Below are 15,022 nucleotides of genomic sequence, written 5' to 3' on the forward strand. Positions count from 1 at the left end.
AATTGTTTGATATTTTTCATATTTGCTTAAAAAACACAAGCCTTTTGATAATTTTCTGGACAGATTTTTATATTTTTTTCATGAAAGTTGATACTAATACTATAAATTTAAATTGATTCGTATATTGAACATTTTTAATTCTATTTTTTTACTTTAAAAAGTAGCTTATTTTTTCTATAGCTAGCGTCTAAAAAACAAAGAAATGTTGTGAGTATCTAAACTACTGACTAATAGGTAGATTTTATCGGTTATAATTTAAAGGATAATAGGTATTAATTTTGTTAATATATAGAGTTTTATCGTATTTTATTGCTAAGGGTTAGAAAGCTTTTCATAGTGAGTTCATTGCTGCTATAATTTAAAAAACCATTGATTTTTTATGGTTATTGTATTAATGATTCGGCTCCTTTATAAGGAAGAGCCTTACTCTAAGATTTAGAAAAAATAACGACTAACCATACTATATGCATTTAAAAGTTATATATTGTTCATTTCATCTATTTTAAAATAGCATTTATCTTTGCTATTTCTTTAGATTTTATTTTATAAAAATAAATTTTTAGCTCTTGAAAATTTTTTATTGGGTGAGAAAAAGCACTTTATATAAATGAAGATTATATATGGCTAAAGTTTTTTTTGAGGGAGTTACCTTTTATTGCCTGGATAGAAAGCCGTTAAAATAGCTAAATAAAAAAATTGATATAAAAACAGTATATTTTAGTATAATTTCCAAGATTTAATAATGATTTTGACGGTAAAAGGTTTTTTATTTAATATTAAAGTGTGGGGTAAGTCGATGAAATTAATTCTGGAATATCGAGAAAAACGAATTTTCCAACCATTTTGTTGTAAGAAAATTAAATGGCCGGATGAATCAAACTTGCTATGGTAGATCCCTGGTGCAGGGATGCCTCGAACCCAATAAAAAAGATTTAAAACAGGCAATTTCCAACCCAATTGTTTTTGCAATAATTTCTCGGGTGTTAAAGTAGTATAATATTTTTGAGACGAGGATGATAACATTATTATTCCAGGTCGGCCATATATTTCAATGCTATAAATTCCTAAAATAGAATAAATACGAATATGATAATTGCTTTTTTTTTGTTGCCATTTATATTCAGCGATGATGGTTCTACTAGGTTGTTGAATACTGAATGTACCATTAATATTCCAAAGTAAATATTGTCTTAAAGCATGATAGCGTTGTTGCCAGGATTTAGCTTTATAGATCACTACAGTAGGCTGAGTTGGAAAGTGGAGGGTAGTAGTAGGAGGGGTAAGGGTGCAGCTAGTACTGGCTGCTATAGCACTCAGGAGCATGAATTTTAAAGAATTTTTCACAAGGAAAGTGCCTTTTTTAATTAAAGCAGATTTTTGATAAATATATGTTTTATAAAAACTATGCAATTATTTTTTTCTTAAAGATGTTCTTGTCTATCCTTCGTATTATAATTTTTCCAAAATTGTTTATAAAGTCTATAGGAAGGCTTCTCTCCTTGGAAATTTTAAAGATTTACAATTCTCTAGTATGTTGATTAGAAAGTTTTTGTCTACGGACTCCATTGCCCAAATTCATAGCGATCGCTTGAAGTTAAAAATTTTAGAAGAAATTACTAGACAGGGACCGCTTACTTTTGCACGTTATATGAACCTGGCTCTTTATTCGCCAGGTTTAGGTTATTATAGCGCTGGAGCGTATAAATTTGGAGTATCGGGCGATTTTGTTACTGCACCTGAAATTTCTCCTCTTTTTTCTGAATGTATAGGGCGCCAATGTTATCAAATATTACAAGACTTAAACGGTGGCAATATTCTTGAATTAGGTGCGGGAACTGGAATGATGGCAGTCGGTATATTAAAAGAACTTAAGAATAATCGATGTTTACCTCATTGTTATTACATTTTAGAAGTCAGTGCGGATTTACAGGATCGTCAAAAAACTTTTCTTCGAAAAGAGCTTCCAGAATTAGTTGACAGTATTGTATGGATTAATCAATTACCTACAAATTTTGTGGGTATTATTGTTGGAAATGAAGTAATAGATGCCTTGCCAGTCCATAAATTTAAAATTCTAAATAATGTTATTAAAGAAATTTATGTAGATAATGAAAAAGAAAAGTTTGTATGGAAAATAAATGATCCTTCATCGTTTTATTTAATTCAGCAAATTAAAAATTTAGGTATTAATTTTCCTACTGATTATGAATCAGAAATTAATTTGTTATTGAGGCCTTGGATTGCTTCGTTGGCTGATGCTCTTAAACAAGGATTAATTTTGTTGATTGATTATGGATTTCCACGGCATGAATATTATCACCCAAATCGTAACCGAGGTACTATTGCTTCCCATTATCGACATTATAGTCATTTTGATCCGCTTATTTTACCTGGCATTCAAGATATTAGTGTTCATGTCGATTTTACGGCCGTTGCAGAAGCGGCAGCTGCTTGCCATCAATTGAGCGTGGCAGGATTTATTCATCAAGCAGGGTTTTTGTTAAATTGTGGGCTCACTTCATGCATGACTTCCTTAAAAAATGTAGTAGAGCATTATCAAATTGCGCAACAAATTAAGAAACTAACATTGCCTACTGAAATGGGAGAATTATTTAAAGTTATTGCCTTAACTCGTAATTATCATTCTAGTTTGCTTGGCTTTTCAAACGGAAATCAAATAGGCCGTCTTTCCTTGTGATTATGTGTTTTTTATTTGGAACGGGTAGATGAAGTGAAGCCGCGAATCGCTTCTAATCGTAGAATTTCTAATTCTTTTGCGAAAGCGTCTCCTTTAAATCCTCTTTCTTGTAAAGGTTTAATTTTGATTGACTTAATGGCTTTAATAATTTTTCGGATTTTATCATCATTTTGAGCTGAGTGAGGATACAGTGAGCCACAAATAAAAAGAAATTGTTCAAAACGTTCCTTCTTGCGTAACGCATCGGTTTTAAGGATAAAATTCAGTAATTCTTTTTCATTCATTTGATCCATATCTTGATATAATTTTTTGAATCGTGAAACCATAGTCGTTAAATCAGAATATTTATTTGGAACTCGATATTGTAAAGTTAGTTGTTGAATGGCTCTGAAAGAGAGATTACTGAATAAAGCAGCAAAGCGCAGAATAGGGGATAAAGTTTTACTTGCAATTTTAGATAAAGCTTTTATACTTTCGTCTTGATGATGGAGAGTGGGGAATAAAATAGCTAAAGCGTCACAATCATCTAATACTGTGAAAAATCGAGTTGGTATTTTGTTAGTGAGTGCACGTACTAACTCTTGCCAAACACGTTCAGGTACTAATGAATTTACCTCTCCTGAACGCGTCATTTTTTTCATCAGGTCTAATGTCTCAGGATGAATAGAAAATTCAGGAAATTTACTCATTAAGCGAGCTAATCGTAAAATCCTCATCGGATCTTCTTGGAAAGCGGGGGAAATGTGACGTAAAACTTTATTTTTTAGATCTTGTTGACCGCCGTAAGGATCAACAAGCGTTCCCTCAGATGATTTAGCTATAGCGTTAATTGTAAGATCGCGGCGCTTTAAATCTTCTTCAAGAGCCACATTGGGGTCCGAATAAAAGATAAATCCTTTATATCCTTGGGATATTTTACGTTCTGTACGGGCGAGTGCATATTCTTCATGAGTTTTAGGATGTAAAAACACGGGAAATTCTTTTCCAACGGGTTTAAAACCATGCGAGATCATTTCTTCGGGCGTAGCGCCTACCACAACCCAATCTTTTTCCTTGACTGGAAGATTTAATAATTCATCCCGAACAGCTCCACCTACTAAATAAATTTTCAATTATGTTATCCTTTTTTCTTTATCTTAAATCCTAGCATACATAAATAAAGATTTGCTCCCTAATAATATTTATTAGGATTTTAAAAATATAAAATATCAAAATATAAAATATAATTTTTATGAGTAAAGTACCTATACATATGCTCCAACACACTTTATCAAGAATAGTGGGTTGGCTCGCTGATCGACGATGGGGTTTAATTACCCGGACGATAATCCGCTTATTTATCCGTTGCTATGGGGTGAATATGCAAGAAGCAAAAAATCCCGATATCCAATCTTATACCTCTTTTAATGCTTTTTTTACTCGACATTTGAATCCAACATTACGATTAATAACAACCGATTCCAAAGCCGTTGCTTCTCCTGTAGATGGAATTATTATTGAAATAGGACAATTAAAAGGTGAAACTATTCTCCAAACCAAAAAACATAGTTATACAGTAACTGATTTATTAGCTGGCAATACGAAACAAGCACAACTCTTTCAGGGTGGGAATTATTTTACTGCATATTTGGCTCCAAAAGATTATCATCGAATTCATATGCCTATCGATGGTCATTTATTAGAAATGGTATATATCCCTGGTTGCCTTTTTTCAGTTCATCCATTTTCAGTTCAAACTATTCCTAGGCTATTTGCTCGCAATGAGCGAGTAGTATGTTTATTCGAGACGCGAGTGGGACCTATAGCTATCGTGATTGTAGGTGCTACCTTAGTAGGTAGTATCAATACGGTTTGGTATGGTACTGTCACCCCCCCCATTTCTACTCAGCGTGCTATTTCAGTATGGAATTATCGAGAAAATAATATTAATCTAGCACGAGGGGATGAATTAGGTCATTTTAAAATGGGTTCTAGCGTGATTTTATTATTCCCTTTCCAGGGAGTGCAGTGGGAGTCTCATTGGCAAACTAATAGTCGTATTTTATTTGGTGAAAAAATTGGAACACTATTTGTTTCAGAGAATATTTAGATAATTTTTCTCAGTTTAGTCTTACTCCTATTTATTTCATAAAATTTTAGAAATTTTAATTTTAGTTTTTTCAGAGATCAGTCATTTTCGCAAAAGTGGGCATCCTAAAGTAAGCATGATTTATGCTAGCCTGGATTCCCGTTTTTGAGGGGAAATAGCAACGTTTTTTAGGGAATGAGCAATTTAAAATTAGAATTTCTAACAGAGTTTATATATTAAATTTATATATTAATTAGTAAAGGTTACTATGTTTTAATTATTTTAAAAAATAAAAAAATTACTATGCGATTAAATACTCTGCTCTTTAGGATCACTTTTATCTAGATTTTTAGAAATTCCTCACACGAAAATACGGTGAATGTAAATTAAAACTGCCTTATAGAAACGGATCAAGAATTGCCTCATTGGGGCTTGTATTATTTTATAACCGACACGAAATATGGAATATATTAATAAGAAGCTTCATTTGTATGAACGATCACTGGATATTCACGGTTTTCATATTCACATATATCCTAACTACGAGAATAGTGGATAAAATGTAAGATTAGATCATAATCATGAAAAAACTAAACAGTATTTGTAGGAGGGTCTTATATATCAAATGATTGCTTAGAAAATTTATCTGCTTTTACTATTAAAATATAGTCAAGTAAATTGCGGATTTTGGCTTTGTGTTTAAAATTTTAAGAAGTAATAGGTTATTTTTTTGATTATTTATGTGGTTCTGGTAATTATGCTAATTATCCTGAAAAATTAGGTAGTAGCGGTGCTAAAATTACTTTCATAATAATTCATTAAATAGTCTTGTTGGAAAGATATTAATTCGTACTATATAGGGTTATTCCTAAAATTAGCGTTACTACATAAATGTGTTAAGCGATATCCGATGGAAAAGTAATGACTTCCTGAATGTGATGAGCTTTTGTTTTAATCATAAGTAATCGATCTAAGCCTACAGCAACTCCTGCACAAGGAGGTAATCCACTTTTAAGTGAAGCAAGAAAACGCTGATCAATCTCAATTTTGAACAGCCCTTTTTTTTGTCGATTTAAAATATCTTGTTCAAAACGGTAACGTTGTTCTTGAGCATCGGTTAATTCTTCAAAGCCATTTGCGCACTCTATCGCTTCAATGTACAATTCAAATCGTAAAGCAATATCGGAGTTTTGTGGGTTGATTTTAGCTAAGGCTGCTTGTGGTGCTGGAAAATCATAAATAAATAAAGGTTGACCAAATCCAATATTTGGTTCAATGGCATGAGTAAATAGAAACTGTAATAAAGTAGTGTGATCAGTATAATGATTGACATTTTCAAGTGCAAATTTTCGAGCTAGAGACTGTAATTTTTTTAATGAAACACTCAAGGGGTTAATCGATAGATATTCTGAAAATAATTCGGAATAAGTTTTGCGGAGTGCTTTTTTTGTGTGTAGAGTAAATTGCAATAATTCATCAATTTCATTCATTAAATCATGATGACTAGAACCAGGTTTATACCATTCTAATAAAGTAAACTCAGGATTATGTTGAGCGCCCCTCTCACCATTACGAAAAGCTTTACATATTTGATAAATTGCTCCACTTCCATTAGCGAGAAGCCGCTTCATGGCATATTCTGGAGAAGTTTGTAAATAATAATAGAGTTTTTCTTTATGGTTGTAATAAGTTGTTTGGAAGCTTTCAATATGAATATCAGTAACGGTATACTGTGATAAGAGTGGAGTTTCAACTTCTAGCACTTCTCTATCAGAAAAAAACTTTCGAATATCAGAGTATAATTTTGCACGAAGTTTTTGATTCATCAGGGAAGCAGTTGGTCGCCAGTTTACATCAAACATTACTTTTATTTAACAATCATCTAAAAAAATTATTTTTTACCTTTTTCTTGTTTTGTGTAATGTCAAAGATTGAGATTATTTCGCCCGGGAAACGTATTCTCCACGACGGGTATCAACTTTAATTACTTCGCCTTTATTTAGAAATAAAGGAACTCGTACTATAGTGCCACTTTCAAGTTTAGCAGGTTTTGTACCATGAGTCACTGTATCGCCACGAACTCCAGGTTCTGTTTCAATGATTTTTAATTCTACGAATTTAGGGGGATGAACTGATAAAGGGGATCCGTTCCAAATAGTTACGGTGTATAGTGTTTCTTTTTTGAGCCATTGTTTTGTATCTCCTACGATTTTAGATGTAGCGGCATATTGTTCATAAGTTTCTAGAACCATGAAATGCCAAAACTCTCTATCATTGTATAAATATTGCATTTCTACTTCGACTACATTGGCGCTAGGCAGAGTCTCACTAGACTTAAAAGTGCGTTCTAATACCCGGCCAGTTTTCAAGTTACGGAATTTAACACGATTAAAAGCTTGACCTTTTCCAGGTTTGATAAATTCATTCTCAATGATGCTACAAGGATCTCCATCGATTATGACTTTTAATCCGCTATGAAATTCGTTTGTGCTATAGATTGGCATAATCAAGGATCTCTTGTGCTTAAAATCGCGAGCGTTATCATATGTTCATGTCAATAATTTTACAAGTTGCTATAGGAACACCATTATATCAATATTTTGATTATTTAGCACCTAACTTCTTGAAGAGTATAAACTTACAACCTGGAATTCGTTTAAAAATTCCTTTTGCTCGGCAAGACTGTATAGGGGTGTTAATAAGAGTAAAACCTTATTCTTCTGTGCCCTCTGCACGTCTTAAATTTATTCAGGCAATCCTCGACGATGCACCACTAATTCCAGCGCCTTTACTAAAATTATTTCAATGGGCAAGTGAATATTATTATTACCCAATTGGTGAAGTTATCCTGGGTGCCCTACCGCGTATTTTTCGACAAGGGAAACAGGTTAGTGAAATTAGCGAGGATAAAGGTTTATATATTCCAGATTATCCGTTAGATTTAAATCCTGATCAGCAAAATGCAGTTACAGAAATTGTTAATCATAAAAATTTTCAGACCTTTTTGCTTACAGGTATTACTGGAAGTGGGAAAACTGAAGTTTATTTGCATATTATTGCATCGTTAATTCAGATTGGAAAACAAGCACTAGTACTGGTTCCAGAAATTGCTTTAACTTCTCAAATTATCAAGCGATTTCGTAAACGATTTAATGTGCCTATTGCTGTGTTGCATTCTAATTTAGCAGATAAAAAACGTGCACAAGTGTGGCTTATGGCTAAAAAAGGTATAGCTAAGATTATTATTGGCACTCGCTCAGCTATTTTTACTCCTCTTCTTAACCTCGGGATCATTATTTTAGATGAAGAGCACGATACTTCTTTTAAACAACAGTCAGGTTTTCGTTATTCTGCACGTGATTTGGCTGTAATACGTGGCCAATTTGAAAATATTCCTGTTGTACTTGGTTCTGCAACTCCTTCATTAGAAAGTTTTTATAATGTTAAACGTGAACGTTATAAACTATTACAGTTAACCCATCGGGCGGAAAAGGCTTCTTTACCTCGTGTGACGATAATCGATTTACGTCAAAAGCAATTAATAGCTGGAATGAGCAGTAAATTATTAATTACCATAGAAAAGCATATTAAAAATAATGGCCAAGTTTTATTATTTTTAAATCGCCGTGGTTACGCACCTACTTTGATGTGTCATGGTTGTGGTTGGATAATGTATTGTCATCGTTGTGATGCACGATTAACTTTTCACTATAAACCTCTGCGACTTTATTGTCATCACTGTGGTTTTAATAAAAAAATTCCTTCCGTTTGTCCTCAATGTCAGAATCAAGAATTAATCGATATTGGTTTAGGTACAGAACAATTAGAAGCAATGTTACAAAAACGGTTTTCCAATTATGACATCGTGCGTATAGATCGTGATAGTATACGTACTAAAAGTACTATAGAAGAAAAATTGAATTTAATTCACAATCAAAAACCAGCAATTTTAATTGGCACACAAATAATTGCTAAGAGTCATTATTTTCCTCATTTAACTTTAATAGCAATTGTGGATGCAGATAGTGGTTTATACAGTTCTAATTTTCGTGCGCTGGAACGGATGGGACAGTTATTAATGCAAGTAGCGGGGTGTTCGGGTCGTGCAGAACCAGAAGGGGAACTATTGATTCAAACTCATCATCCTACAAATCCTCTGTTTACCCTCTTATTAAACAAAGGGTATGCTATTTTTTCGGAAGCTTTATTAAAAGAACGAGAAGCTGCTCAATTACCTCCTTTTTCTTATTTAAGCATATTACGTGCTGAAGCCCCAAAACCTATCCCTCCTTCTGAATTTTTATTAGACATCAAAAAAAAATTTTTGGGTAATAGTGGTGTAGATATTTTAGGGCCCGTTCCTGCTCGTATGGAACTAAAAGCAGGACGTTATCGCTATCAATTACTTTTTCAATCTAAAGATCGTATTAGCTTGCGTAAAGTGTTAAATCAATTGATAACTTTGCTTTCCATTCATCGTACAAAAATTCGATGGTCTTTAGATGTCGATCCACAAGAAATAATCTAAGAGGGCATTCTAAATATCTAGAATCCCTAAACTTTTTAATGAGTTAACTTGTATAGTTTATTGATATCATAAATCAGTGTGGAATACAGTGAAGGGACAACTAATAAAAAAATTTATTTAAGACTCTGCGATATCATAGCGATTAAAGTGAAAATATTGAAGATTCATCGACTAATTTTAATGAAAATAATATTATTAATTTTATGAAAAATAAAAGGTCTAAAAATACTCATTCCTGAGAAGATTGGTTAGTAGGAGTCAAATTAAATTTGTTTCAAATATCCACTCCTCTCAGCATGCCCTTACTAAAGGGATAAAACTTATAGTAAATAGAAATTATGAATTAAAAAGTAATATTAGGATGTTATAAAGTTTTTTGAAGGAATTCCTCTGTAATGGGGTGGAACGACTTATTAATCTGGACAGCATCAGGTAATCCAGAGGAGTGAACGAAATCACATATTTTAGGTAAATAATTCAAATAAACTAATTTTAGCAGTAATAAAATGTTCTATTTAATCAAATGTTTTATTATTAATATCCAAACAGAGTAACTTCTGTCGTAAATTGACCTTTGTTATTTTTAAAGTTGTTGCAGGAGGCAGAGCCCCGTCCTTTCTTCAATCATTGCTATAAAAACTTTTTATAAGGTAAAATTTTACCAGTTCTGGAGTTTTTATACCTAGCTGACCCTTTAAAATTAAAATTTTAATAAATAAAAGATAATAAAAGATCTTTTACTGCTTCATACCCTTTAACCCTAGTAGTTTTGTTAAAAATTAGTGAAACAAAACATAAAAGATAGCAACAGAAGATAATACAGCGAATCATAAGGCAATTCTTTTACGTTTTACTCAGGTAAAAGTGGCCTAAAAAATGGATATTTTATGGGTACTTTTGGTATTGCTTAGGCTAAAAATGTTATTCCATTTTAGATTAAGTATTATTCTAAGCATTTTTGTCAATAAAATCAGTCTTTTTTAGTTCCTCCTGAAATTTACTTGTTTGGTTCATAAGAAGAATAAAAAATTGAATGAATTAAGAGATTTTAAGTTGCTTTGAGAATTGTTTATAAAATTGAAGACTTCTTTTTGTTTTAGACAGAAGATAACTTGATAAAAATAAGTTATTTTTTAACTATAATTTTTCCCTAATTATTTTCCCTTTACTGTAGTAAAATTAAGGACACTATTTCTTTTTTTGATTAATATATATTCGGGTAAGGGACTAGATTCGGGTAAGTGACTAGATGTTGTACTTTATGCTATCCTAAGATATACACCAGAAGTCTGGATTATATAATATATTAGGATATCTTTTATGATGACGGAGAAAGACACCTGTTTATTACTTGTGTGAATGATCTAGATTTTTTAAAGTGGGGGGTAGTTTAATTTTAGATCATAAATAATAAGAGTTTAATACAGAAATACTATGTACCTAGCAGAATCAAAGATTGTTCTAGATTAAATAGGGTTTGTGGTCATATTAATAACTCCGTTGTAAAATTCTTACTAGATTTTTTGCTTATGTTAAAAGAAAGTCGTTTTAGTAGCTTTTGCTTTTTTATGTGATTAAAGAGGGAGGAGCATTTCTTAGCAACGTATTTGGATTTTATCGATCGTGATAGCATTCCAAGCGAGCTAGAATTGGCAGAAATAGTTTAGGTAAGTTTTTGTGTTTGCCTCCATGAGTGGGTAAATTTAAATTTTATGTGCCAAGAAATTTTTTAGGGTAATTTAAATTGTCGGATTAATTTCTATGGTCTAGGGGTGAATTAGTAATACTGCATAACATTCAGGTACAGCAGGAGTATTTTAGATTGAGAATGATCTTAACACCTAATTAAAAATTCTGTCATACCTGATTTAAAAAAGATAAAATTATAAGAAAATAACTTTCTTAGATATTGATTAACCTGATTATTTTCCTCCTACCTCTAATAAAAATTAGTTACCTAGTGAATCTAGGTTTAACTCAAAATATGTTAGTTCTATAAAAACTCGATTCAAGCATTAAAGGCTCTACGCTATCCAAAATAATTTTAGTAGGCCTCTCGAGAAGAGGGTTCTAAAGCTTTAACAAAGACCCAGAGAGAAATTGCGTAAAATAAGAGTGAAAGAAAGTAAATCTGGGGATGGTTGTAGAAGTGACATTATGCTATGGAATAACTGAGGAAGTTAGTTAAAAGATTATTAGTAATAGTAATTTTGATGTGCCATGACTAAATCTTCTTAATATTTGTACTATTTGTATAGTGAGATAGTAAGTAGGATTTGCATGGTGTAGTTTTTTGAAAGTAAATTTTTTCTGAACAGCATCAATCTTATTGTCTACTTTGATAGGATATCAGCCTCGGAAAAAGAATATTAGATAGAAGAAACTTTATTAACTTTTGTAGGTAATGAGGCATTATAAGCGGCAAGGGGGGCTGGGGGTGAGATGAATACTGCCTTACTATAGACAAGTTGTCTATATATTATAGAGCAACAACTAACCTGCTTATAAATGATTTAGCTGCCTTCTTTGATTGCAGCTTTGTGGGTTACAGGTAATAGGAAAGAAAAAATAGTAGCACTCTTTGTACTTCCGAGAAAAATATTCTGCTACAAAGAATTTGCTATAAAGATTAGTATTTAGCTTTGATATTAAGGGCATGTATTATTTTATCTAGAAAGAGATCTGATGGGAGGAGAGTTTTAATATGAGTACTTAAAAATTAGAGTGCCACCAATACTTAAGCGAGGAGACTGTTTATAAGATCTTTTTCTTTGATGAAAGTATAAGTGAGTATCACAAAACATAAGAAAGGAAAATACTACTTGATTGTTGTCCGTTGTATCCCGGACTTTCTATAAGCCTTGAGTTTAGTATTTTTGAAGAGACTGCTTGGTTTTTGCAGTCTCTTACTGTTAATTAAAATCAAAAGTAAATCCCCATTGTTGAAGAATTTTTTTTAGTTTTGGAGGGGGTGAGGGAGTAAATTCAATAGTAGAAAATTCTGGACGCAACGGATAACAACGACGTAAGTTTTCAAAATGATCTTTATTATTTATCAATAATTTACGCATAATTTCTGTTTCCCTATTGGGATCATAGATTTTTAACAGAACATCTTCAATGGTAGGATGACAGTCCCGAATATCAATCGTAATTTTTTCTGGTAATTGTCGAAGTTTTTTAAAGTGATGGATATCTATTAGCTGAAAATGATTTAAAAAGTCTTTATAAATCATTAGTGATGCTCGTAGTTTCGCTTCTTTACTATAACCTGCAATATGTGGTGTAGCGATAGCCACTTTTTCTAATAAAGCTAAATTAACATCAGGTTCGTTTTCCCATACATCTAAACAAGATACGATATGTTGTTGTTTTAATAAAGCTTGATTATTGACCACTGCGCCACGTCCCGCGTTTAATAAAACGCAGCCAGGTTTTAATCTTTTTAACAAAGCATCATCAATTAAATGATAGGTAGGAAAATTACCAGTGTTAGTTAAAGGTGTATGTATACAAATAAGATCCATTTCTGTAAGTGATTCTAATGGAATTGAGATAAATTTATTTTCAGAAATAGCTCGTGGTGGATCATTATGGAAAACAGAAAAACCTATTTTTTGTAAACGATTCGAAACGATTTTACCTAGATGGCCAACTCCAACGACAGCGGCATTTATTGACCTTTGAGGTAATAAACTTTTTTTTCGTAAAAAAGCGATGCAGTGGAGTACGTATTCTGCGACCGCTACTGCATTAGCTCCAGGAGCATAAGACCATGAAATCAGTTGCTTTGTTAACCATTCAGAATCAATATGATCAAATCCTGCTGTTGTGCTTCCTACAAACTCAATGGGGGTTCCCTTTAATAAGGCAGCATTGACTTGAGTTATTGATCGCGTCAATAAAACATTGACTGTGTTTAAATCAGTTTTTTGGATATTATTACCCCGCTTTAAAAGCAATTTTCCATAGCCTCCAAATAATTCGGTAACAAAGGGAATGTGGTCATCAGCGAGAATGGTGATCATCTTTGAAGACTATCAAGAAAGATTCCTTAAATTCAACTATAATAGGATTACATATCGGTCAGCGAATCTTGTTCTTCAATATGAGTTATAATGTATAGTTACTCCAACTAAGTATAGGTCTAAATAATGTTATGATGAAAAAATATTTCCTATAGAACTCTTTTTATAATGCTCTTAATGATGATAGGAATTTAGAAGCGAATATAGCAACAAAATAGTAATTTGGTTGCTATATCAGATTTTCTCTAGGGTTTCCTGAAACTTCACCTATAATAATCAGAAAAAATTATTCCTGTATGCGGCCCTAAAGTCAGTGCTTTTTTTCACATGTTACTTTATTCACATTAACTTAAGCATTTAAACTTAAAACAACAATTTTACTCACTCTTCGTAATAATTTTGATATTATTAGTAGCAAAACAGAGAGTAGTAGATGAATTTTTCTCTTGGAGTTGTGCAAAATACATTTGAAGCTTCAATATATAATGAAGTGAAATAGCAAATTAGAACAAAGAGGTGTTTAACCTACTTATTTACTAGCATAACATTAATAATAGTAACCACCTTATATGCATGTAATTAAAAGCTATTTATGGAAATGCATTTCTCGGTGGTACGAGGTAATCTCACGTTAACTCTTGAGAAGTTTTGATTTAAAAGAGCATGGGTTAAGCATATAATAATACGATTAATTAAACTAACATCGCTGACGATGAGAATAAATAGTAAGACTAATTTTTTACAATACTGTGATTATCGTAGTTAAGTTGTTTTGATCAATTAGTTATCGTCCTTTGATGGACGATTATAACGATTATACGATTATAATGATAATTTAGTCATCCAACGGAGAATATAATATTGCATGCTTAGGAAACTCTATAAAGCAAACTCGCTTACACATGTGAGTAGGACCACTGGGTTCTTTAGTGATTTGTTTTGCAATAAAAGATAAATTTAGATTCAATGTGTTTATTTGTTGATGATGTAATTAAGAAAGTAGCCTTAATACTGATTATCAAACTGTTTTACAATCTTTAGATTTAGGTAGAAAGTATCTAAGAATGTAAATTAATACTTGTATAAAGTTCGCATTTTAGCATATCCCCTATTTGGAATAGATGAAGTGATTCCAGTAAACTAAGATGTAAATTAAACCCTTTCCTTTTTTCGTTTCGCCTAGCATTGTGAAGAGGAAAATTAATGCGGGAAATAGTACCTATCTATTTTTGGTAATCCTTTCTTTGTAATAAATTATTTGTTATTTTTTCTGATGGAATGAGATTTTGCTAAAGAAAGACGCATTTGACGTCTTATTTTCGCTTCTTCGAAACGTCGTTGTTCGATTTTATTATTAATTCTTAATGGTTTTATTTCTATAGGTTTTAAATTTTTATTGACAGCAACCATTGTGACATAACAGGAATTTGTGTGGCGCCTTTCACCGGTGGTGAGATTCTCGGCGACAATTTTAATGCCGATTTCCATTGAAGAACGGCCTACATAATTGACGTTTGCATAACATATTACTAATTCACCGAGATAAATAGGTTGTTTAAAAAGTACTCGATCAACAGATAATGTTACAACATAATGTCTGCTGTAGCGTGTTGCACAAGCATAAGCGGTCTGATCAATTAATTTAAGAATATAGCCTCCGTGAATATTACCAGAAAAATTTACTTTTTCAGGGGTCATCA

Annotated in this window: 9 protein-coding genes; 3 read left to right on the forward strand and 6 right to left on the reverse strand. The window is 32.1% G+C overall.

Translation table 11 applies throughout. From position 1 onward, the window contains the following. Nucleotides 1–717 precede the first annotated feature (717 nt). Complete coding sequence (gene lolB / locus CLERM_RS02890) at nt 718–1,344, reverse strand: lipoprotein insertase outer membrane protein LolB (protein ID WP_145996295.1); 627 nt, start codon at nt 1,342–1,344, stop codon at nt 718–720. Between the two features lie 187 nt (nt 1,345–1,531). On the opposite strand from lolB, the gene CLERM_RS02895 reads away from it, so the two are divergent. After that, a complete protein-coding gene (locus CLERM_RS02895; protein ID WP_102157097.1) occupies nt 1,532–2,698 on the forward strand; it encodes a class I SAM-dependent methyltransferase in 1,167 nt (388 codons plus the stop codon). A gap of 11 nt (nt 2,699–2,709) precedes the next feature. Here CLERM_RS02895 and CLERM_RS02900 read toward each other — a convergent pair whose 3' ends face one another. Further along, entirely contained in the window at nt 2,710–3,810 is a 1,101-nt protein-coding gene (locus CLERM_RS02900) for a tRNA nucleotidyltransferase/poly(A) polymerase-related protein (protein ID WP_102157098.1), read from the reverse strand. 119 nt (nt 3,811–3,929) lie between these two features. Here CLERM_RS02900 and asd point away from each other — a divergent pair, with 119 nt between their 5' ends. Further along, nucleotides 3,930–4,787 carry an archaetidylserine decarboxylase gene (gene asd, locus CLERM_RS02905; protein ID WP_102157099.1) on the forward strand — a complete coding sequence of 286 codons (858 nt, stop codon included), beginning with the start codon at nt 3,930–3,932 and terminating at the stop codon, nt 4,785–4,787. A gap of 875 nt (nt 4,788–5,662) precedes the next feature. Here the strand turns inward: asd and epmA are convergent. Both epmA and efp read right to left on the reverse strand, forming a co-directional pair. Then, nucleotides 5,663–6,628 (reverse strand): elongation factor P--(R)-beta-lysine ligase, encoded by a 966-nt coding sequence (gene epmA, locus CLERM_RS02910; protein ID WP_102157100.1) that lies wholly within the window; start codon nt 6,626–6,628, stop codon nt 5,663–5,665. Between the two features lie 75 nt (nt 6,629–6,703). Beyond that, nucleotides 6,704–7,270: an elongation factor P gene (gene efp / locus CLERM_RS02915; RefSeq protein WP_102157101.1), complete on the reverse strand. Its 567-nt coding sequence runs from the start codon at nt 7,268–7,270 to the stop codon at nt 6,704–6,706. A 47-nt stretch (nt 7,271–7,317) separates the two neighbouring features. Between efp and CLERM_RS02920 the strand changes: the two genes are divergently transcribed. Continuing rightward, a complete protein-coding gene (locus CLERM_RS02920; RefSeq protein WP_102157102.1) occupies nt 7,318–9,294 on the forward strand; it encodes a primosomal protein N' in 1,977 nt (658 codons plus the stop codon). A gap of 2,912 nt (nt 9,295–12,206) precedes the next feature. Here CLERM_RS02920 and CLERM_RS02925 read toward each other — a convergent pair. Both CLERM_RS02925 and CLERM_RS02930 read right to left on the reverse strand, forming a co-directional pair. Next, nucleotides 12,207–13,322, reverse strand: a complete 1,116-nt coding sequence (locus CLERM_RS02925; RefSeq protein ID WP_102157103.1) for a 4-phosphoerythronate dehydrogenase — start codon at nt 13,320–13,322, stop codon at nt 12,207–12,209. Nucleotides 13,323–14,576: 1,254 nt separating this feature from the next. Then, nucleotides 14,577–15,020 (reverse strand): acyl-CoA thioesterase, encoded by a 444-nt coding sequence (locus tag CLERM_RS02930; RefSeq protein WP_102157107.1) that lies wholly within the window; start codon nt 15,018–15,020, stop codon nt 14,577–14,579. Nucleotides 15,021–15,022 lie beyond the last annotated feature (2 nt).

This window comes from Coxiella-like endosymbiont (assembly GCF_002871095.1).
Classification (GTDB): Bacteria; Pseudomonadota; Gammaproteobacteria; order Coxiellales; family Coxiellaceae; genus Coxiella.